Genomic DNA, 21,481 nt, shown 5'->3' on the forward strand with positions numbered 1-21,481 from the left:
CAACTCCGTCAATCATTGTCGTGCGGAGAGAATGCGGTGGCGCAACAATTTGTTCCGCGGGGACGGGCTGTTCCCGGCGTTCCCGGAACCGACTCACACGCCCGATTTTCCGGCTAGAATGGCATCATGAAACACGTTGATTCCTCGCCCCCTCACACGCGCCGCGCATTACTGAAATCCGCGTTCGGGGCAGCCGCCCTGCTCGCGTCACCGGCGCATGTGCTTGCGGCGCCTCCGGGTTTCGACGAATGGCGCGAGAGCTTTCGCGCACGCGCGATGGCTAAGGGTATCTCGGCCGCAACCTGGCAGCGCGCGATGGGACGGGTCGAACCCGACATGAGCGTGTTCAGGCAGATGCGCAACCAGCCCGAATTCCACGAGCAGGTCTGGCAATACATCAACCGCCGGGTCTCGGACTGGCGCATCATCAACGGCAAGATCGCGCTGAAGAACAACGAGGCACTGTTCGCACGCATCGAGCACGACTTCGGCGTCGAGCGCGGCACGCTGCTGGCGCTGTGGGGCGTCGAGTCGGCCTATGGCGATCCCCTGGTGCAGCAGAACCACATGACGCCGGTGTTTCCCTCCCTCGCGGCGCTCGCCTGGAACGAGCCGCGCCGCAAGGCCTATTGGGAGGCCGAACTGACCAACGCGCTGCGCATCGTCGACAAGGGCTGGAGCACGCCGGAGGAGATGCGCGGCTCCTGGGCCGGCGCGATGGGGCATTCGCAATGGATGCCGGAGGTCTGGCTCAATGTCGGCATCGACTATGACGGCGATGGCAAGGTCTCGCCGTTCGGCAAGCCCGACGACGCGCTGGGCTCGACTGCAAAATATCTCGTCAACCGCGGCAAATGGCACCGCGGCGAGCATTGGGGCTACGAGGTGCGCCCAGCGGCCGAGATGAGCGGCAGCCGCACCTACGCGGCATGGCAGGCGGCCGGCGTCACCCGTGCTGATGGTCAGCCGTTCCCGCAGCCGAATGCATCTGCGCAGATCTGGACACCGGTCGCGGGCGGACCGACGTTCCTGCTCGGCCCTAACTTCTACTCGGTGAAGAGCTACAATCCCTCCATGAATTACGCGCTCGCGATCTGCCATCTCGGCGACCGGTGTCTCGGCGCGCCGCCCTTCATCCAGCCCTTCCCCGGCTCCGAGCGCGCGCTGACGCTCGCCGAGGTGCAGGAGATGCAGACGCGACTGACCAAGGCCGGGTTCGACACCGGCGGCACCGACGGCCGCGTCGGCAACGACACCATGAAGGCGATCAAGGATTTTCAGCAGAAGGTCGGGATCACGCCGGCGGATGGCTATGGCGGGCTGAAGGTGCTGGCGAAGCTGCGGCAGGGGCCTTAAATGGCCTCAGTGTCGGTACTGCGGCTCCTCCGCATCCAGTTGGCGGCGGATCGCGGCGAGATGCAGCCGGGCCGATTCGGAATCGCCGTCGCGCATCTGCCTGTAGGTCTCGGCCGCAACAGCGGGATCGACCGGCAGCACCTTGCGCCCCGTCGACATCGCCAGGACCTGCACCTCGGCGGCGCGCTCGAGATAATAGAGATCGTCCCAGGCTTCCGCGATGGTCGGCGCCAGCACCATCACGCCGTGATGTTTCATGAAGACGATGTCGGCATCGCCGACGCTTGCAGCGATCCGCGCACCTTCGCGACTGTCGAGCGCAAGGCCGTTATAGTCGCGGTCGACCGCAGTGCGGCCATAAAACTTCAGCGCGGTCTGACCGGCCCAGATCAGCGGATCACCTTCGATCATCGACAGCGCTGTGGCGTAGGGCATGTGGGTGTGAAACGCGACCTTGGCGCGCGGCAGCCGCTTGTGGATCTCGGCATGGATATAGAAGGCGGTCGCCTCCGGCACGCCGCTCGCCGTCGAGCACGTTGCCGTGGAAGTCGCAGATCAGGAGCTTCGAGGCGGTCAACTCGCGGAAGGCGTAGCCATAGGGGTTAACGAGAAACAGGTCGTCATGGCCCGGCACCACCGCCGAGAAATGGTTACAGATGCCTTCTTCAAAGCCGTTACGCGCGGCCATGCGGAAGCAGGCAGCGAGATCCTCGCGCGCGCTCCGAATTGCGTCGGTGGCAAGATCCGGCCGGTTCGAGCGGACGGGCTCAGGCGCGTTCGAAGACGAGTGAAGGCTGTGCGCCATGGCGAAATCACCTCTGTCGGTCGGCAGGTCCCAGCGTTCTACAGGGGCCGCGTCTGCGCGTCAGCCCCTGCGACCGCCAGCCTGCCCTGCGCGGCTCAGGCCCGCCGCGGCACCGCGCCTGCGTTCATGCCGCCGTCGATCACGAGCTCGCTCCCCGTGACATAGCGCGAGGCGTCGGAGGCCAGATACAGCACGCCGCTGGCAATCTCTGCGGCCTGGCCGGCGCGGGCAAGCGGGGTTGCGACTCTGGCACGCTCCTCCGGATCGATCGGCGCATTGCCTTGGTTGCCGGTCGCACCGGTCGGGATCTTGCCCCAGATCGGCGTATCGATGATGCCGGGGTGCACGGAGTTGACGCGGATGCCGTCACCAGCCGCCGCGCACTCCATCGCGATCGATTTGGCGAACAGCCGGACGCCGCCCTTGGTCGCCGAATAGGCCGAAAGGCCGGGCGCGCCGCGCAGACCCGCGAGCGAGGACATCATGACGATCGAGCCGCCGCCGGTCTTGCGCATCAAGGGCAGGCAGTGCTTGACCGAGAGAAACACGCCATCGAGATTGATCGCGTTCTGCTTGCGCCAGTCGCCGAGTGTCATGTCGACAATCGAGGGCACGGCAATGCCGATCCCGGCATTCGAAACCATGATATCGAGCCGGCCGTAGCGCTTTGCGACCTCGGCGACGATCTCGATCCAGCGCTCCTCACTGGTGACGTCCTGCTCCAGGAAGATCGCCTTGCCGCCGGCCTTGGTGATACGCTTTTCAAGCTCTGCGCCTCTGAGCTCGTCGATGTCGGTAATGACAACGGTGGCGCCCTCGCGCGCGAACAGCTCGACGATTGCCTCACCAATGCCTGACGCGCCGCCCGTCACCAGCGCGACCTTGCCCTCAACCTGCCCTGCCATGTCCACTCCCTCTCTTTTTACTTCTTGCCGTCGTCATCTAATCACGGATGGCCCCTGATCCGGTAGCGCGACATCTAGGACGCGGAATTGCACCCGCTCGGCGCCCTGGTAGCGGTCGACCGACAGTGAGCCTGCGACATGCAATTGCTGGCCACGGTTGGCAAGCAGCGCATTGCCGAGCTTCTGGCCGACCGAGCGGAACGCGATGCCATTGACGATGGCGCCATCGCCCGACTTGAAACGCAAGCGCAAATGCGCCTGCCCGACCTCGTCCGCAAAGACGAGCTGATGGGCCGGCAGCGCCAGCACCGGCTCCGGATTGCCGCTGCCGAACGGCCCCGCCCGGTTCAGCGTGGTCGCCAGTTCGGCCGTTACCGCGCGCGCGGAGACCGCGCCGTCGATATCGAGCTCGTTGACGTGGCGCGCCTCGGCGACATCGCGCGCCAGCGTGCTCTCGAGATAGGCGCGGAATTCGGCAAGCCTCTCCTTCCGCAATGTGACGCCCGCGGCCATCGCGTGGCCGCCACCTTTCAGCAAGATGCCATCTGTGACGGCCTGCCGCACCGCCTTGCCGAGATCGACGCCGGCGATCGAACGGCCCGAGCCGGTGCCGATGCCGCCTGGCTCGAGCGCAATGGCAAAAGCAGGCCGCGAGAACTTCTCCTTGAGGCGCGAGGCGACCAGGCCGACCACGCCGGGATGCCAGCCTTCGGACGCGGTGACGATGACGCCGAGCTTGTCCTCCAGCCCGATCGAGGCCAGCGCCTCGGCTTCGGCCTGCGCTTCCGCGGCCTGTTCGATGACGCGGCGCTCGCTGTTGAGGCGATCGAGCTCGGCGGCGATCCGCGCCGCCTCGACGCTGTCCCCTTCCAGCAGCAGCCGCACGCCGAGATCGGCACGGCCGATGCGGCCGCCGGCATTGACGCGCGGCCCCAGCATGAAGCCGAGATGCCAGGCTTCCGGCGGCCCGTTCAGCCGCGCCACGTCCATCAGCGCGGTGTGGCCGACATGGTCGCGCCGTCGCATCGCGATCAGCCCCTTGGCGACGAAGGCGCGGTTGAGGCCGATCAGCGGCGCCACATCGGCGACCGTGCCGAGCGCAACGTGATGCAGCATGCCCAAGAGATCGGGCTCGGGCATCTCCGCGTTCCAGCAGCCGCGCTGTCGCAGCTCGCGGTTGACCGCAACCAGCGTCACCAGCACGAGGCCGACGGCGGCGAGATGGCCAAGGCCGGAGAGATCGTCGAGCCGGTTCGGATTGACCAAGGCGTCAACCTCAGGGAGCACGTCGCCGGCCTGATGATGGTCGATCACGACCACGGACATGCCGAGGCGCTTGGCTTCGGCGAGCGGCTCGATGCTGGTGGTGCCGCAATCGACGGTGACGAGCAGCGTCGCGCCCTTCGCGGCCAGCGCCCGCACCGCCTCCGTGTTCGGGCCGTAGCCCTCGAAGATGCGGTCGGGAATGTGGATCAACGGATCCAGCCCGCAATGGCGCAGGTGCCAGGCCAGCAGCGCCGCGGACGTCGCGCCGTCGACGTCGTAGTCGCCGAAGATCGCGACCGTCTCGCCCTTCACCGCAGCATCGGCAATGCGCTTGGCGGCGGCCTCCATCTCCGTCACCGTGAACGGGTCCGGCATGAGTTTTCGGATGGTCGGATCGAGGAAGTCGGCGACCGCGTCGATATCGACGCCGCGGCCCGCCAGCACCCGGGCCAGCAGTTCCGGCAATTGGTGCTGCTGCACGATGGCAAGTGCCTTGGCCGCGCCGCGCGCGTCCAGCCGGTCGCGCCATAGCTTGTCGGTGAGCGAGCGTGCGACGCCCAGAAAGGCCTGGGGCATCTCGACGGGCAAGGCGATGGCGGGTGGCGTCATGAGTCGCGATTGGCTTGAGGAACCCGGAACTGGCAGCAAATCGGCCGGCGACACGATTGGCCCGAAATTTCCCGTGGTTTGCAATGTCCGGGGCGCACAAACCGGTGGATTGCCGAATCCGTACGCGGACTGACTATCATTTGGGCATTCCGCAAAATAGCAAATTAAGCGGGCGTTAGGCGGAATCTTCGAAAACGACTCGTATTCGATCTGTGAGTTGTTGTTCCGGGTCCATTGCAGATCAGACCTCATTGCCAAGGGAAGCTCCCCGATGTCTGCTGCGCTGGGTCTCAAAGCCAAGCCCGTTTCCAACGAGCCCGCTGACGACGATTCCGACATCTCCGCGCTGATCAACCGGCTGACCGCGGAGGTCAACCAGATCGCGGTCGACAAGACCAAGTCGATCCAGCAGATCACCAACCAGATGAAGATGCTGGCGCTGAACGCGCTGATCGAAAGCTCGCGCGCCGGCGCGCAAGGCGCGGGCTTCGCGGTGGTGGCGCAGGAGGTGCGCGGCGTCGGCCAGCAGGTCGAGACCATCGCGCGCGAGCTCGAGACGCAGCTGACCAAGCGCACCGGCGATCTCCTCGCCTCGATCGACCGCATGAGCCAGCGCTCGCGCGGCGAGCGCATGGTCGATCTGTCGCTCAACGCGGTCGAGCTGATCGACCGCAACCTCTATGAGCGCACCTGTGACGTGCGCTGGTGGGCCACGGATTCCGCCGTGGTCGATTGCGCGGCCTCGCCTGCTCCGGCGGCGGTCACCCATGCCTCGCAGCGCCTCCGCGTCATCCTCGGCGCCTATACCGTCTACCTCGACCTCTGGCTCTGCGACCTCGACGGCAACGTCATCGCCAACGGCCGCGCGGATCGTTTTCATGTGGTCGGCCAGAACGTCGCCCACACCAGATGGTTTCGTGAGGCGCGCACCCTTCGCTCCGGCGACGACTACGTCCCCGGCGACGTCGAGACTCAGCCGCTGCTCGGCAACGCTGAGGTCGCGACCTACTGCGCCAGCGTTCGCGCCGGCGGAGAGGCCAATGGCGCACCGATCGGCGTGCTCGCCATCCATTTCGACTGGGAGCCGCAAGCGCGTGCGATCGTGCAAGGCGTCCGGGTCGGGGACGGCGACAAGGCCCGCGTGCTGCTGGTCGACTCGAACCTTCGGGTGATCGCCGCCTCCGACGGTCAGGGCATTCTCAGCGAGCGCATCTCGCTCTCGCTGAACGGCCAGCGCTCCGGCTTCTATCACGACCGCAGCGGCGCGCTGGTCGCTTTCCACGCCACGCCGGGTTACGAGACCTATCGCGGCCTTGGCTGGTACGGCGTGATCGTCTGCGGGGCGTAAGCTGCGAGGTCCAAACAAAAAGTGCGAAAACAACCCCATGCACAGTAGGCGGAGGTTGTTTTCGTTGATGTTTCCCTAGCGTCTCCTTGGCGTCTTGCGCCTGCCGACTTTTCACTTGTCGAGGCAAGGCACTGCGAGTGCGGCGATGATGTCGAAGCGGCGCGTGCGACACATTCTTACGAGCTAGCTCGGAACGTTTGACACGTCGGGCAATACACTGGCAAACTGGGATCATCGCACCATTTGCGAGCGCAACGCTCTTGCGCCGCGGGGCAAGTTTCCTGCGGCAGCGCCGCGGCCACGAATGGCCACTCAGCCCCTTCTTGAAACCAAGCCCGTTCTTGAAACCAAGCCCGTTCTTGAAACCAAGCCTGTGCAGCCCGGTTATCCCGGAACCGTCCGGTCGTTCTGGCGTCGGCCTTTCGGCCGCTTCCTCCACGGTCATCTCGAGCGCTCGCATGACGAAAACCCGCTTCAACATCGCCTATGCCATCGCCGCCGTTTTTGCGGTGCTGTTCATCCAGCACCTGATCGCGACCGCCAGCCAAATCGCTGTGATCCCGTACAGCGAGTACCAGCAGCTGTTGCGCGACAACAAGGTCGAGAGTGTCGGCATCTCGGATCGCACCTTGCAGGGCACGCTGAAGGAGCCGTTGAAGGGCGGCCAGAAGCAGTTCATCACGACGCGCGTCGATCAGGACATCGCCCAGGACTCGAGAAGCACAACGTCCGCTTCACCGGCCAGATCGAAAGCACCTTCTTCCGCGACCTTCTGTCATGGGTCATGCCGGTCCTGCTGTTCTTTGGCCTGTGGTGGTACATCGGCCGTCGCATCGCGGAAGGCGGAGGTCTCGGCGGCGGCCTGATGCAGATCGGCAAGAGCAAGGCCAAAATCTATGTCGAATCCAATACCGGCGTCACCTTTGCCGATGTCGCCGGCGTCGACGAAGCCAAGGATGAGCTTCGCGAAGTGGTCGATTTTCTCAAGGCTCCCGGCGACTATGGCCGGCTCGGCGGGCGGATGCCGAAAGGTATCCTGCTGGTAGGCCCCCCGGGGCACTGGCAAAACCCTGCTGGCCAAGGCGGTGGCGGGCGAGGCGAAGGTGCCGTTCTTCTCGATCTCGGGTTCCGAGTTCGTCGAGATGTTCGTCGGGGTCGGTGCCGCGCGCGTCCGTGACCTCTTCCAGCAGGCCCACGAAAAGGCGCCTGCCATCATCTTCATCGACGAACTCGACGCGCTTGGCCGCGCGCGCGGTATCGGCCCGTTCGCAGGCGGCCACGACGAAAAAGAGCAGACGCTCAATCAATTGTTGGTCGAGCTTGACGGATTCGACTCGCGGTCCGGGCTCGTGATCCTCGCCGCGACCAACAGGCCCGAAATCCTCGATCCCGCCCTGCTCCGCGCCGGTCGCTTGACCGCCAGGTGCTGGTCGATCGCCCCGACAAGAAGGGCCGTATCGACATCCTGAAGGTTCACATGACCAAGGTGCGTCTCGCGCCTGACGTCGAGCCGGACGCTGTCGCCGCGCTGACGCCGGGCTTCACCGGCGCCGACCTCGCCAACCTCGTTAACGAAGCGGCGTTGCTCGCTACACGCCGCGGCGCGAAGGCGGTCGGCATGAGCGACTTCAGTAACGCCGTCGAGCGGATGGTCGCGGGCCTGGAAAAGCGGAACCGCCTGCTCAATCCCCGCGAACGCGAGATCGTCGCCTATCATGAGATGGGTCACGCGCTGATCGCCCTCTCTCTGCCGGGGGTTGATCCCGTGCACAAGGTCTCGATCATTCCTCGCGGCGTGGGGGCGCTCGGCTACACCATTCAGCGGCCCATTGAGGACCGCTTCCTGATGACCAAGGAGGAGCTGGAAAACAAGATGGCGGTTCTGCTCGGCGGCCGTGCCGCCGAATTGATCGTGTTCGGTCATCTCTCGACTGGCGCGGCCGACGATCTGCGCCGCGTCACCGATATCGCCCGCAGCATGGTGACGCGCTACGGCATGTCGGAAAAGCTCGGCAGCATCGCCTATGAGCGCGATCCCGGCAACTTCCTGGCCAGCACCGACCGCCCCTACCCCGTCCGCGAGCGCGAGTACGCGGAGGAGACGGCAGCGGCCGTCGACCGCGAAGTCAGGGTGATCGTCGACAACGTATTCCAGCGGACGCAGGGTCTTCTGACCATGCGACGGTCCATTCTCGATCGCGCCGCAAAGAAGCTGCTGGAGAAGGAGACGCTTGAGCAGGCCGATATCGACGCGCTGATCCGCGAGATGCCCAAGGAAGGCCTGCGTGCGGTGTAGGTCCGGCGAAGCGGCCGCCGGCGAGCCATCTTGCTCGACACGGGCTATCGCGTAGGGACTTCTGAGCGACCTGCGCGCACGCCTCGTCCTTCGAGACGACCGCTCCGCGGTCTCCTCAGGATGAGGCTGAACAGCAATGGTGCCCGTTGAAGCAGCTATCACGCACCAGCCCTCGTCCTGAGGGCCCGCCAGAGGGCGGGCGTCAAAGGACGCGCCATGGGACACCAGTCTCAAATCCGATAGCCCTGATGCTCGACGCGTCAGGCCGGTCGCTTTTCGGCGAGATCGACGGATTGGCTGACCTTCTGCCGCGGGGTGTGCGAGACCATGGGCGGCGGTCCCGGCTGGACCGGCGTTTCGATCGTCTTGGGCGCGGCGTCCGTCGCACGATGCTCAATGTAGAGCTGGCCCGCCACCAGCATGACGCCTGCGCACAACAGCGCAAGGCTGACCGTCACGAGATCACGATAGTCATCCATTGATGTCGCCCACCCAGCCTGCCGAAGCAGAAAACGTGGCCATTGCCGCTCCGTTCCAACACACGTGCTGCGATGAAACGCTCGGGAACATTCCGGCGGCCATCTCATTTTTTAGGCGCCGCCTGTCCCGAGCAGCCGGGCGCCATCTGCGGGCCTGGCCAATAAAATGGTGGCGGCTATGACCATCTCGCTCTCTGGAGGATTTGGCTATGATCCATCTGTTGCTCTCCGTCGAAGTCCAGCGCGCTGGCAGGATCGCGGCTCACCAACCGAACGGTTTTGATGACGCGGTGCGCCGCCGACGCGGCGCGGTCGCCTGAGGGAGGCGGGCCATGTCAGGCGTTTCAACGTTCCCGGCGCTTCGATCCGAAGCAGGCTTGTCCCGCTACCTGAAGCAGATCCATGGGTTCCCGCTGCTGACAGCCGACGAGGAGGCGATGTATGCGCGGCGTCTGCGCGATTGCGGCGATCGCGAAGCGGCCTTTCGTCTGGTCACCAGCCATCTGCGGCTCGCCGCCAAGATCGCGCTGACCTACCGGCGATATGGTCTGCCGATCGTAGACCTGATCTCGGAGGCCAATGTCGGCCTGATGCTGGCCGTCAAGCGGTTTGATCCCGAAAAGGGCTCCCGCCTCGCAACCTACGCGACCTGGTGGATCAGGGCCTCCGTGCAGGAATTCATCCTGCGTTCGTGGTCTCTGGTGAAGGTCGGAACGACGGCGGCGCAAAAGAAGTTGTTCTTCAATCTGCGCAAGCTGAAGAGCCGCCTCGGCGCTCAGGACGAAACCGAGCTGACGCCGTCGCAGGTTCAATACGTCTGCGATCACCTCCAGGTGCAGCCGACCGAGGTGATCAACATGAACAGCAGATTGCGCGGCGACCTCTCGCTCAGCGCGCCGCCTAATGGCAATGCGGAAGGCGATGACTGGCAGGATCGGCTGGCCGATCCTGCCCCCGATCCCGAAACTCTGCTCTCCGAAGCAGAGGATCGCGAACGAAAAGCCGATGCCGTTGCGAAGGCGCTCGGCACCCTATCTGATCGTGAGCGCACCATCATCGAGAGGCGCTTCCTGACAGAGCAGCCGAGTACGCTCGATGAGCTGGCGGGCCTGTTCCGCATTTCTCGCGAGCGCATCCGGCAAATCGAGCAAAGGGCGTTGCAGCGCATCAAGGCAAGAATGTGCGCGCAACTGGCCGACCTGTCGCCTGCACTTGCGGGCTCGCCTTGAAGACGAGGCCCATCGCATATGGCCGTACGACGCGGCGGCATCGGCGCTAGGCTCCCTCTCCCGCTTGCGAGGGAGGGCCCCGGGGTGGGGTGCTTCCGCATCGGGATTCCAGGGGGATTGCGGAGGACGTCTCCGCGTGGCGAGAGCCCTCACCCGCCGCGCTCTGCGAGCGCGTCGGCCTCTCCCGCAAGCAAGCGGGAGAGGCGGAGCAGGCCCGCGGACAGTGTTCGTGAGACGCATATGCGATTGCCCTACCTTGAAGGGGACAATGCGATTGAAGGCAGAGCCGGCCGGCGGCTGACCGGCCGGCACCATCAACAACCTGTGCAGATATCCGGAATGAGCCGCTCGGCGGAGAAATCCGCTGGCTTGCGGGGCTGGCGGCGGATCTCCTGCGCTTTGCTGCGCGGAGCTGCGTCGGAGTTGATAACGAGTTGCCGGGCGGCGTCGACAGAACTCCGTTTCATTGCATCTGACGTGTCGGCCTCCTTAGCCGCCAATGCCGTGATCGTCATCCCAAGCAAAATTGTTGCTAACAGCAGGCTTCGCATCTGTCGTCTCTCCCCTTTCCTTCGCGAATGCCATGGACCTCGCCGCGAATGAGCTCGCGGCCGAATACTATCTAAGGACGACCTTTTTTTGTTCAACATCCTTGGACGTCCGCCGGGAAAAGTCGCGAGGTCACGTGCGGACAGCGCCCGTGTCCTCGCGAAGACTCTCAACTGGCGCCCTCCACGAACGCGACCGGCGTGCCTTTCGCGACACTCGCTGCGACCCGCTCGGCGTCCCAATTGGTGAGGCGCACGCAGCCGTGCGATTCCGCCTTGGAGATCTTCCCCGGCCAGGGCGTGCCGTGAATACCGTAGCCTTCGGCGGACAGGTTGATCCACACCGTGCCGACCGGATTGTTCGGACCTGGCTTGATGATGAACGGCTTGCGGGCATGCACGCCCTTGAAATGATAATTGGGATTGTAGCGATAGAACGGATTGCGGCTGACCTCGGTGACCTTCAGCGTACCCGAAGGTGACGGCTTCTCTTCGCTTCCGACGGTCGCCGGATAAAATCCGACCAGCGCATTCGACTTGTCAAACAATTTTACCGTTTGCCTGACCTTGTCGACCTCGACCCGGTCAGCCTTGGCCGGTGCAGCGCCGCTTCCACTCGAGGTGTCCACCACGACGATGGTTTCGCCGGCTCGATCCAAATGGCGCCCGGGATTGAGCGCTGCCAAGAGCTGCTCGCTCATGTGAAATTTCTCGGCCAGTCCTTCGCGCGGACTGGTGAAACCGAGCTTCGGGATGCCCTTCATGTCCTCCATTTTCGACGGCAGCTTCCGCAGGAAGGGACCGGCCACGTCCTGTCCAGTGATGGTGTAGGTCGCCGTCACGGGTCGGTCGTCCGCCTGTAGCGCGCTCCGGACCTCTGGCGTCAGATCATCCGAGCCAGGCAATTGCCGCGCTTCCGCATAGGCCCGCAGCGCCTTCTTCGCGTTCTCGCCGAACTTGCCGTCGATCTCGCCAGGCGAGAAGTGCGCGCGGTCCAGAAGGACCTGCAGGCGTACGCCCGCCGGGGTAGGCTTCTCGTTCGAGAGCGTCTTTTTTGACGGCTGGGCGGAATTAATAGCGTCCGCCGTCAGCTCGGCAGCGAACGTTCGCGATGCCGCGAGGGCGAAGATAAGAACGATGCAAATCTGCCCGACTTTCAGCGACATCGCCGCCTCCTTTCACCTTTCCGACCGTTGCGTACTGAATTTGCGGCCTGCAGCGGCAATCAGCTCGCCGTATCGATCTTCGTACTGGCGCGCCATTCGTCCCGCGGTGAAGCGTTCCTCGAAGCGGGCGCGCACCCTCCTTCGATCCAGCTTGCCCAATTCACCGACCGCCGCGACGGCCTGCTCCTCGTTCTCGACAACGAAACCGGTCAGTCCCTGCTCGACGACCTCGGGGACTGATCCGGAGCGATAGGCAATCACCGGCGTGCCGCAGGCCATGGCCTCGATCATGACCAACCCGAAAGGCTCCGGCCAATCGATGGGAAACAGAAGCGCGGCGGCTCGACCCAGGAAGTGCTGCTTCTTCGCGTCGTCGACTTCGCCGACAAGCTGGATGGCTTCGCCATCGACCTGAGGCTCGATATGTTTCCTGAAGTAGGCGGTCTCAGCGCGTGGAATCTTTGCGGCGATGCGCAACGGCATCCTTGCTGCGCGTGCAATGCGAATGGCGGCCTCCGGACCCTTGTCTGCCGTGAGGCGGCCCAGAAACGCCAGATAGGATCCCTCCTCATAGGAGGGGCGCAACAGCTCGGACGGCAGTCCGTGCTGGATCGTTCCAATCCATTTCGCTTCCGGAAGCGGCGCGCGCTGGTGATCGGAAATCGACACGAATGCTGCCTCAGGGAACTGCCGAACCACGTCAGGCAACCCGGGCAGGTCCAGCCGACCGTGCATGGTCGTCAGGAACGGCACGCCAAGGCGGCTGAGCAACGGCAGATGCAGCCAGTCGATGTGGGCGTGGATCACGTCAAAATCGCTGGCACGCTTCGCAATCGCTTCCATCAGCATCGCACAGGCTGCGCTCGGATCGGCACCCCGCCGGCCGAGACGCAGCGCGCGTGGCCACACGGGGTGAAGTTTCCCGGTCGTTCGGGAGTCACCGCTCGCAAACAGCGTGACCTCGTGGCCGAGCTCGACAAGCTTATCCACCAGCCAGGCCACCACTCGCTCGGTGCCGCCGTAAAGCTTCGGCGGTACGCTTTCGGCCAAGGGAGCGAGTTGGGCGATGCGCATGAGAGCCCGCTACACCGCTGAACGAAGGATCAGCACGATGGCTGCAGACAGAAGGTTCGAAAGCGCAAGCAACGTCCAGTCCGGCCTCGCGCTTTCGCTCGCCAAGCGGCACGCAAAGCGTTCAATGAGCGCTAACATTCATCACCGGAAAGCCGATCGAGATAGGCAAGCCCGAACCCCGCGAGTTCCTGGGCATCACCGTTACTCTCGCGCGCTTCCCGCCTCCCTTGCAGATGACGCTCAAGGAGACAGCGACGCCCATCCGCAGCATCGATATTGCGATGCCGGGCGCGGTACACGCACCATGCGGTATCAACCGCGGTTCGTAGCGGGCTGTCGTCGACCATGTTCCCAGCTCCGACGTGGAGATGTTCATGGGAGGCCAACTCGTCGCGATGGCGGAAGTTTCCAGTTTTTCCCGAAAAACCTAATCATGCGCGCAAGGCGAGCGCAGTCGGACTCGCCCCCCTTGCTGCGTGCAATCAGGCGATGCGTCGTACCGCCATCTCCGCCGCGAGCAGCAGCGCCGCGCGGCTGGCGCCGATCGAAGCGATCCCGTGGCCCGCGATGTCGTAGGCGGTGCCGTGCGCGGGCGTGCAGATCGGAAACGAGAAGCCGCCGAGCAAGGTCACGCCGCGATCGAACCCCATCAGCTTCATCGCGATCTGGCCCTGGTCGTGATACATCGTCAGGACCGCATCGAAGGCGCCGGCCTTGGCGCGCAGGAACACGGTATCGGCGGGAAACGGTCCCTCGGCGGCGATGCCCTCGGCCTGCCCGGCCGCGACCACGGGCGCGATCACATCGATCTCCTCGCGGCCGAAATTGCCGCCGTCGCCAGCGTGCGGATTGAGACCGGCGACCGCGATCCGCGGCCGCGCGAAGCCGGCGTTGCGCATGCAGGCATCGGTCAGCTTGAGCGCGCGATGAACGCGCTCGCCGGACAGCTTTGCTGCGACGTCCCTGAGCGGAATGTGCGAGGTCACTCGTGCGTTCCAGAGCCGGTCGAGCACGTTGAATTCGCTCGCCGGGGTCTTGAGGCCGACCACTTCCGCTGAAAACGCGATCTCGTCGTCATATTCGGCGCGGGCAAGCCGCATCGCCTGCTTGTTGAAGGGTGTGAAGCAGACCGCATCGACATGGCCGTCGCGGCCGAGCTCGAGCGCGTGCTTGTAGTTGGCCAGCGCGAATTTCCCGCCGGCAAGCGTCGCGGTCTTCGGTTCGACGTCCCGGGGGTCGAGGTGGCGGAAATCGAGGAACAGCGCATCGCCCGGGGCCGCGCGAACATCAGTGCCCTGCTCCGCCATCGTCAGCTCCGGCTTGACGCCCGCAACGCGCGCGCCCTCGTCGAAGATGCGGCGGTCGCCGATCACGACGATCCGGGCGCGGGCACGAATATCGTCCTGCGCCACCAGCTTTGCGGTCAGCTCCGGGCTGATGCCGGCGGGATCTCCCATTGCCAGTGCAATGAGCGGCTTTGCGGTCATATGATCACCTTCTCTCGGGCTCTCTCTTCAACTGTTTCTTGGGTGGTCGTCCCGTCGGCGGACGGCGCAGGCTTGCGAAAGAGGCGCGCAAGCTGCAACACGAGCGGAAGCAGGAGCAGCGCGATGCCGCCCACGATCAGGCAGGTCACCAGCTTGTTGGCGAAGAAGATCCCGAGCGATCCCCTGGACATCAGCATCGACTGCCGGAACGCATCCTCGGCCTTGTCGCCGATGACGATCGCAAGCACGAGCGGCGCCAGCGGATAGAACAGCTTCTTGAAGAGATAGCCGACGATGCCGAAGCCGAGCATCATGACCACGTCGAGATAGGAGTTCGACACCGAATAGGCGCCGACGACGCAGATGATCACGATCAGCGGCGCGATCACCACGAAGGGAATCCGCATCAGGGCGGCAAAGATTGGAACGGTCAGCAGCACCAGCGCGACCGCGACGATGTTGCCGACATACATCGAGGCGATCAGGCCCCAGACGAAGTCCTTCTGGTCGACGAACAGCATCGGCCCGGGATTGAGGCCCCAGATCATCAGGCCGCCCATCATGACGGCCGCGGTGGCCGAGCCGGGAATCCCGAGCGAGAGCATCGGCAAGAGCGCGCTGGTGCCGGCGGCATGGTCGGCGGTCTCCGGCGAGATGATGCCTTCGACCTCGCCGGTGCCGAAGTATCGGCCGCGGCGCGAGAAGCGGCGGGCGATGCCGTAGCTCATGAAGGACGCCGCGGTCGGGCCGCCCGGCGTGATCCCCATCCAGCAGCCGATCGCGGCGCTGCGCAGCAGCGCAACGCTGTGCCGCGGCAGCCGGCCGACCGCGCGGAACACCTCCCGCCAATCGATCTTGGAGGAGACGGCGCGGGCATGAAATTCTTCTTCGACCGCAACCAAGAGCTCGCCGATGCCGAACAGGCCCATGACAGCGACGACGAAGTTCACGCCCTTGACCAGCTCGTCCACGCCCATGGTGAGGCGGACGCTGCCGGACACAGTGTCGATGCCGATGGCGGCGATCGCAAAGCCGATCGCCAGCGCCACCACCGTCTTGATCGGAGCCACGCCGCCCATGCCGACAAAACTGGCGAAGGCCAGGAAATAGACCGCAAAATACTCCGGCGGCCCGAAGGCGAGCGCGACCTGCGCCACCCAGGACGCCAGGAAGGTGATCAGGATGACACCGATCAGCGCGCCGAAGGCGGCCGAGCCGAAGGCGGTCGCGAGCGCCGTGGTCGGCCGGCCGTCGCGCGCCATCGGATAGCCGTCGAAGGTGGTCGCGACCGAGGACGGCTCGCCGGGAATGTTGAACAGGATCGAGGTCACGGAGCCGCCGAACAGCGCGCCCCAATACATGCTGGAGAGCAGGATGATCGCCGAGACCGGCTGCATGCCGAACGTCAAAGGCAACAGCAACGACACGCCGTTCGGTGCGCCCAGCCCCGGCAGCACACCGACGAGAATGCCGAGCAGCACGCCGACCGCCATCAGGAGCAGATGCGGCATGGTGATCGCAATGGTGAAACCGTGCAGGAGCTCCTGGAGATTGTCCATCCGCCCCTCCTTCAGAACCCGAGCGCGGCAGCGAGCGCGCCGTGCGGCAGGCTGACCTGGAACATGCGCTCGAACACGACATAGAGCGCGAGCGCCGTGGCTGCCGCCATGGCCAGCGCGCGCGGCACGGATTGGTGCCTCGGGATCGCGAGCACCGCGAAGACATACAGCGCCGAGGCGAGATACATGCCGAGCAGCGGGATCGCGGCCACGAAGATCGCCGCCGGTACGAACAGGCCGGCGAGCCGGCGTAGCTCGATCGGCGTGATGGCGATCGGCACGTTTGCCAGCGAGGCAACCGGGAGCACGCCCCGGACCAGATTGTAAAGGCTGCCAGCGACGATGATGATGCCGGTCAGGAACGGGAAGGTGCCGGCGTCCACGCCCGCGCTCGACCAGCCGATGCCGTTGTCGAGGCTCTGAACCACCACAGCGATACCAAAGCTGCCGGTGAGAACGGCAGTCGCAAGCTCAAGCGCGCGGCGCGAAATCATCGGGGGCTCCGGTCTGAAGTCGAACAATAGCCGGCTAAGGCGCACGCATCTTTGCCCGGCATTCGGTATCGTCCCTGCGAACGCGGGGACCCATAACAGGGAGGAGCTTGACGAAGACTAGACGTCAAATCCGCGTCGGCACGACGACCAACACCTCTCGATAGATCACGCGGTATGGGTCCCTGCGTTCGCAGGGACGACAGCGGAGATTGTGGCACGATGGTCGCCTCACTTCACCAGCCAGCCCTGCTCGCCTGCGACCTGCTTGACGTGCTCGAGGTCCTCCTTGATGAATTTGTCGAGCTCGGCGCCGGTCAGGAAGGTGTCGACCTGCGAGGTCTTCTCGATGTAGTCCTTCCATTCCGGTGTTGCCTGCACCTTCTTCATGAGGTCGACATAGTACGCGGCCTGCTCCGGGGTGATCTTGCCGGGTAACCACACCGTGCGCGGCTGCTCGTATTGCTTGATGTCGAGTCCCTGCTCGACGCAGGTCGGAACGTCGCTCCAGCCTTCGGTCGCGGTGACCTTCGGGCCTGACGGCAACCGCTTCGGGCTGAATACGCACAGCGGGCGCTGCGTGCCGCCGCGCCATTGTCCCAGGCTCTCACTGGGATTATTGACGTGGGAGTCGAGATGGCCGCCGGCGAGCTGCACCGCGGTCTCGGCACCGCTCTTGAAGGGGATGTAGGTCAGCTTGATGTGACCCACCTTCTCGATCATGCGGGTCAGGACCTCGTCGGTGTCCTTCGACTGCGCGCCGCCCATCTTGAATTCGCCTGACGCAGCCGCCTTCAGATAGTCGCCGGCAGTCTTGTAGGGCGCATCCTGCTTGACCCAGAGCAGGAACTCGTCCTGCGCCATCGCCGCGATCGGGGTGAGATCGGTGTAGTTGAACGCGACCTTGGAGACGAGCGGCTGCTGCCAGGCATTCGAGGTGCCGAAGATCACCTTGTAGGGATCGCCGGCGGAGGCCTTGGCGTAGACATAGCCTTCCGCGCCGCTGCCGCCGCCCTTGTTGACCACGACGATCGGCTGCTCGGTGAGCTTGTACTTGGTGATGATGTTCTGCACCGCGCGGGCGAGATTGTCGGTGCCGCCGCCCGGCCCGGCGGTGGCCACGAACTCGATCGGCTTTTGCGGTTGCCATGCGGCGAGCGCCGGCACCGTGCCGGCGAACACGGCCGCAGCCGCGGAGAGCAGAAGGGTTGACGTCCGACCCATGATTTCCTCCAGATTCTTTTGTTTTGTTTGATCTGCCCTATCGACATCCGCTCAGGCGACGCGTTCCTCGCGCCTCCCTGATGCCAGAACGATTGCGCCTTCCTGTTCGAGCGCTTCAATCTGCTTCTGGTCGAAGCCATGCTCGGCCAGAACCTCGCTCGTGTGCTCGCCATAGACCGGCGCGCCCGTGCGCACCTTGCCTGGGGTCTCCGAAAACTTGACGGGAAGCCCGATCGTCTTGACGGGGCCGAGCGTGGAGTGATCGACCTCGACCACCATCTCGCGCGCCAGCGTCTGCGGATCGCTCAGGGCTTCCAGCATGTCGTGCACGGGACCGCACGGCACGCCCTTCTCGTCCAGCGCGGCGAGCCAATGCGCCCGCGACCTCTTGCGGAAGCGCTCGCTCAGGACGGTCTCGAGCTCCTTCAAATTCGCCATACGGTCGGCACCGCTCACGAAACGCGGATCGGCGGCGAGCTCGCTCGCGCCGAGCGCTTCCAGCATCAACAGCCAATGCTTCTTGTTGGCGCCGCCGACCACGAGCCAGCCGTCCGAGGCCTCAAAGGCCTGGTACGGCGCATTGAGCGGATGCGCCGAGCCCATCGCGCGCGGCGCGGTGCCGGCGGCGAGCGCGATCGTGGACTGCCAATAGGTCTGCACCAGTGCGGCCTCGTAAAGCGAGGTCTCGACCCACTGCCCTTCGCCGGTCTTGAGGCGGTGCGCATAGGCAGCCAAAATGCCCATGCTCGCGAGCAGGCCGGCGGTGATGTCGGACAGCGGCGGGCCGCATTTCACCGGCGGGCCGTCCGGGCGTTCGCCGGTAAAGCTCATGATCCCGCTCATCGCCTGCGCGACGAGATCAAAACCACGACGATGCTTGTAGGGGCCGGTGCGGCCGAAACCGGACAGCGAACAATAGATCAGCGATGGATGCTGCTTGTGCAGGTCTTCATAGCCGAAGCCGAGGCGCTCCATGGCGCCCGGCGCAAAATTCTCGACCAGCACGTCGGCGTCCGCGATCAGCCGCCGCAGCACCGCCTTGCCGCCGTCGGTCTTGAGGTCCAGCACGATGCCGCGTTTGTTGCGGTTCATCATCAGGAAGGACGCCGCCTCGTCGCCGATCTTCGGCGGCACCGAATGACGGGTGTCGTCGCCGTTCGGCGATTTCTCGATCTTGATGACGTCGGCGCCCATGTCGGCGAGCATCAGGGTGCAGGTCGGCCCCGCCATGACATGGGTGAGATCGATGACCTTGAGGCCGGCGAGTGGTCCGGAACGGCGAGAGGATTGCGGGCTTTGCATCGGGGCGTCCTATTGGCCGCGCCATTGCGGCGCGCGCTTGTTGAGGAAAGCATCGAGCCCTTCGCGAAAGTCCTGGCTCGTGTAGCACATCAGGATGAGGTCTTCGCCCTCGTCCCGCGTCAGCCGCTTTTGCAGGCGGGCGACCGCCTGCTTGGTCGCGGTCAGCGTCAGCGGCGCGTGGCCGGCGAGCAGCCGGGCGACCTCGTCGGCGCGCTTGTCGAGCGCAGCAATGTCCGCGACGACCTCGCCGAGCAGCCCGACGCTGGCAGCTTCGGTGGCGTCGACCAGGCGCGCGGTGAAGATCAGGTCCTTGACTCGTGCGGCGCCGATCAGCGCGGTGAGACGGCTGACATTGGACATCGACAGGCAATTGCCGAGCGTGCGGGCGATCGGGAATCCGATTCTGGTGCTGTTCGTTCCGATGCGCAGGTCGCAGGCCGCGGCAATGCCCGCTCCGCCGCCAGTGCAGAACCCATTGATCGCTGCGATGGTCGGCACCCGGCACTGCTCGAGCGTGGTCAGCACCCGATCGATCCGGTTTTCGTAGTCGATCGCGTCCTGCGGCGTCCTGAATTCGCGGAACTGGTTGATGTCGGTGCCGGAGGCAAAGGCCTTGTCGCCGGCCCCGCGCAGCACCAGCACCTTGATCGCAGGATCGTCGTTGGCCTGCTCGCAGATCGCCGCGAGGCGCTCATACATGGCGAAGGTGAAGGCATTGCGGGCCTGCGGACGGTTGAAAATGATCCGCCCGATGCCGTCCTTGCATTCAAAAACGAGGTCTTCCGCCTCCGCCGCCTGGTCCATTTCCTCATATCCCCTTGTTTTTTACAGTTTTGAATGCAAAATCTACAATTATCAAGCTGGAACTTGCAGGTTTCGACGCGTAACCGCATTTTTGCATTCAAACTGGAGCGTAGGTCCCATGCTGCATGAGGAGGTCGTCGGCCGCATCCGCGCCATCCTGCTCGACGGCGAGATCCCGCCGGGCGCACGGATTCCAGAGCGCGAGCTGTGCGAGCGGCTTCAGATCTCGCGTACGCCGCTGCGCGAGGCGCTCAAGGTGCTCGCCGCCGAAGGGTTGGTGCAGCTGCTGCCCCATCGCGGCTCGCGCGCCGCAAAACTGACCGACAAGGATATGCGCGACCTGTTCGAGGTTTGCCAGGGTCTGGAGGCGCTGGCCGGCGAGCTCGCCTGCGAGCGCATCACCGACGCCGGGATCGGGGAGATCGCCGCTGCCCATGAGGAGATGGTGCGGCATTATCGCGAGAGCGATCTGATCCAATATTACCGCGGCAACCGGGCCATTCACGAGGCCATCGTCAGCGCGGCGGGAAATCCTGCGCTGACCGGGCTCTATGCCTCCGTGACCGCGCGCATCCGCCGCGCGCGCTATGTCACCCCGATGACGCCGCAGCGCTGGGCGCTCGCGGTGAAGGAGCACGAAGCGATCCTGAACGCGCTGCAGCGGCGTGACGGCGCCGGCCTCTCCCACATCCTGCGCACGCATCTGCGCCACAAGCGCGAGGAGGTGTTGCAGGCGGGCTTTGCCGAGACGGAAGCGAACGATCTGACGCTGCGCATTGCGTAGGCTGACGCACCCACTGCTTGTAAAGTTGCAGCGATCGGCCGATCCTGATCATGGCGGAGGACCGCACTCGATGGCGATTGAGCTGCATGGCTACCAATACAGCGTCTATTCCTGGATCGCCCGGTTGGCGCTCCATGAAAAGGGCAAGGCGTTTGACTGGATCGAGGTCAACCCCTTCGCCGAGGACATCCCTGCGAGCTACCTCGCAATCCATCCGTTCAAGCGCGTGCCCGCGCTGATTCACGACGGGATCGTCGTGTACGAAACGGGTGCGATCACGCGCTATGTGGATGAAGCGTTCGAAGGTCGGAGGCTTCAGCCGGAAGAGCCGAGGAACCGCGCGCGTTGCAATCAGATCATCTCGATCGTGGACAGCTACGCCTACTGGCCTCTGGTGAGACAGGTCTTCTCGCACGGGGTGTTCAGGCCGATGATGAAGCTGCAAGCGGACGAGAAGGAGTTCCAGAGGGGCCTCGAAGCTGCGCCGCGGATTCTCTCGGCATTGGAGGACGCGGCCGGCGAGGGCCGATATCTCTGCGGCGATGGCATAACCCTGGCCGACATCCATCTTGCGCCGATGATCGGCTACTTTGCACGCGCGCCGGAAGGAAGAGACCTGCTTCAGAAGCAGCTCAGGCTCAGTGCCTGGTGGGCGGATTTCTCCAAGCGAGCCACTTTCATGGCCACAAGCCCGCGATTGCCACCGGCGGTGCGATAGCGTTTGGCCGTGCCGCGCGGCAGCCTCCCCG

Annotated in this window: 18 protein-coding genes and 2 pseudogenes; 6 read left to right on the plus strand and 14 right to left on the minus strand. The window is 64.8% G+C overall.

Translation table 11 applies throughout. From position 1 onward, the window contains the following. The first annotated feature begins 126 nt into the window (after positions 1–126). Positions 127–1,356: a lytic murein transglycosylase gene (locus JJB99_RS20320; RefSeq protein WP_200494111.1), complete on the plus strand. Its 1,230-nt coding sequence runs from the start codon at positions 127–129 to the stop codon at positions 1,354–1,356. A 6-nt stretch (positions 1,357–1,362) separates the two neighbouring features. On the opposite strand, the pseudogene JJB99_RS20325 reads toward JJB99_RS20320, so the two are convergent. The 3 genes and pseudogenes from JJB99_RS20325 to recJ all read right to left on the minus strand — a co-directional run bounded on the left by JJB99_RS20325 (position 1,363) and on the right by recJ (position 4,941). Next, a pseudogene (locus tag JJB99_RS20325) lies at positions 1,363–2,161 on the minus strand (aldolase). Positions 2,162–2,256: 95 nt separating this feature from the next. Then, positions 2,257–3,066: an SDR family NAD(P)-dependent oxidoreductase gene (locus JJB99_RS20330; RefSeq protein ID WP_200494112.1), complete on the minus strand. Its 810-nt coding sequence runs from the start codon at positions 3,064–3,066 to the stop codon at positions 2,257–2,259. Positions 3,067–3,099: 33 nt separating this feature from the next. Beyond that, a complete protein-coding gene (gene recJ / locus JJB99_RS20335; protein ID WP_200494113.1) occupies positions 3,100–4,941 on the minus strand; it encodes a single-stranded-DNA-specific exonuclease RecJ in 1,842 nt (613 codons plus the stop codon). Positions 4,942–5,212: 271 nt separating this feature from the next. Here recJ and JJB99_RS20340 point away from each other — a divergent pair, with 271 nt between their 5' ends. Both JJB99_RS20340 and ftsH read left to right on the plus strand, forming a co-directional pair. Then, a complete protein-coding gene (locus JJB99_RS20340) occupies positions 5,213–6,289 on the plus strand; it encodes a methyl-accepting chemotaxis protein (RefSeq protein WP_200494114.1) in 1,077 nt (358 codons plus the stop codon). Positions 6,290–6,747: 458 nt separating this feature from the next. Further along, a pseudogene (gene ftsH / locus JJB99_RS20345) lies at positions 6,748–8,585 on the plus strand (ATP-dependent zinc metalloprotease FtsH). Between the two features lie 260 nt (positions 8,586–8,845). Here the strand turns inward: ftsH and JJB99_RS20350 are convergent. After that, a complete protein-coding gene (locus JJB99_RS20350) occupies positions 8,846–9,064 on the minus strand; it encodes a hypothetical protein (protein ID WP_200500452.1) in 219 nt (72 codons plus the stop codon). 332 nt (positions 9,065–9,396) lie between these two features. Here JJB99_RS20350 and rpoH point away from each other — a divergent pair, with 332 nt between their 5' ends. Further along, the gene (gene rpoH, locus JJB99_RS20355) at positions 9,397–10,293 is read left to right on the plus strand and encodes an RNA polymerase sigma factor RpoH (protein ID WP_200494115.1); all 897 of its coding nucleotides are present in this window, start codon (positions 9,397–9,399) and stop codon (positions 10,291–10,293) included. A 314-nt stretch (positions 10,294–10,607) separates the two neighbouring features. On the opposite strand, the gene JJB99_RS20360 is transcribed toward rpoH, so the two are convergent. The 10 genes from JJB99_RS20360 to JJB99_RS20405 all read right to left on the minus strand — a co-directional run bounded on the left by JJB99_RS20360 (position 10,608) and on the right by JJB99_RS20405 (position 19,948). Then, positions 10,608–10,844, minus strand: a complete 237-nt coding sequence (locus tag JJB99_RS20360) for a hypothetical protein (protein WP_200494116.1) — start codon at positions 10,842–10,844, stop codon at positions 10,608–10,610. A gap of 167 nt (positions 10,845–11,011) precedes the next feature. After that, entirely contained in the window at positions 11,012–12,007 is a 996-nt protein-coding gene (locus JJB99_RS20365; RefSeq protein WP_200494117.1) for a L,D-transpeptidase family protein, read from the minus strand. Between the two features lie 12 nt (positions 12,008–12,019). Beyond that, positions 12,020–13,081 carry a glycosyltransferase family 4 protein gene (locus JJB99_RS20370; protein WP_200494118.1) on the minus strand — a complete coding sequence of 354 codons (1,062 nt, stop codon included), beginning with the start codon at positions 13,079–13,081 and terminating at the stop codon, positions 12,020–12,022. A gap of 131 nt (positions 13,082–13,212) precedes the next feature. Next, entirely contained in the window at positions 13,213–13,428 is a 216-nt protein-coding gene (locus JJB99_RS20375) for a hypothetical protein (protein WP_200494119.1), read from the minus strand. A 135-nt stretch (positions 13,429–13,563) separates the two neighbouring features. Then, positions 13,564–14,568: a 4-hydroxythreonine-4-phosphate dehydrogenase PdxA gene (locus JJB99_RS20380; RefSeq protein WP_200494120.1), complete on the minus strand. Its 1,005-nt coding sequence runs from the start codon at positions 14,566–14,568 to the stop codon at positions 13,564–13,566. Beyond that, complete coding sequence (locus JJB99_RS20385) at positions 14,565–16,127, minus strand: tripartite tricarboxylate transporter permease (protein WP_200494121.1); 1,563 nt, start codon at positions 16,125–16,127, stop codon at positions 14,565–14,567. Before JJB99_RS20385 ends, JJB99_RS20380 begins: the two co-directional genes overlap by 4 nt. Positions 16,128–16,138: 11 nt before the next feature. Beyond that, entirely contained in the window at positions 16,139–16,621 is a 483-nt protein-coding gene (locus tag JJB99_RS20390) for a tripartite tricarboxylate transporter TctB family protein (RefSeq protein ID WP_200494122.1), read from the minus strand. A 228-nt stretch (positions 16,622–16,849) separates the two neighbouring features. Next, a complete protein-coding gene (locus tag JJB99_RS20395; RefSeq protein WP_200494123.1) occupies positions 16,850–17,842 on the minus strand; it encodes a Bug family tripartite tricarboxylate transporter substrate binding protein in 993 nt (330 codons plus the stop codon). A gap of 51 nt (positions 17,843–17,893) precedes the next feature. Then, positions 17,894–19,144, minus strand: a complete 1,251-nt coding sequence (locus JJB99_RS20400) for a CaiB/BaiF CoA transferase family protein (RefSeq protein WP_200494124.1) — start codon at positions 19,142–19,144, stop codon at positions 17,894–17,896. 9 nt (positions 19,145–19,153) lie between these two features. Next, positions 19,154–19,948 carry an enoyl-CoA hydratase/isomerase family protein gene (locus JJB99_RS20405; protein WP_200494125.1) on the minus strand — a complete coding sequence of 265 codons (795 nt, stop codon included), beginning with the start codon at positions 19,946–19,948 and terminating at the stop codon, positions 19,154–19,156. Positions 19,949–20,066: 118 nt separating this feature from the next. Between JJB99_RS20405 and JJB99_RS20410 the strand changes: the two genes are divergently transcribed. Together JJB99_RS20410 and JJB99_RS20415 are read left to right on the plus strand one after the other, a co-directional pair. Beyond that, positions 20,067–20,732, plus strand: coding sequence for a GntR family transcriptional regulator (locus tag JJB99_RS20410; RefSeq protein ID WP_200494126.1), 666 nt, complete (start codon positions 20,067–20,069; stop codon positions 20,730–20,732). 70 nt (positions 20,733–20,802) lie between these two features. Next, positions 20,803–21,450: a glutathione S-transferase family protein gene (locus JJB99_RS20415; RefSeq protein ID WP_200494127.1), complete on the plus strand. Its 648-nt coding sequence runs from the start codon at positions 20,803–20,805 to the stop codon at positions 21,448–21,450. Positions 21,451–21,481 lie beyond the last annotated feature (31 nt).

Source organism: Bradyrhizobium diazoefficiens, assembly GCF_016616235.1.
GTDB classification, from domain to species: domain Bacteria; phylum Pseudomonadota; class Alphaproteobacteria; order Rhizobiales; family Xanthobacteraceae; genus Bradyrhizobium; species Bradyrhizobium diazoefficiens_H.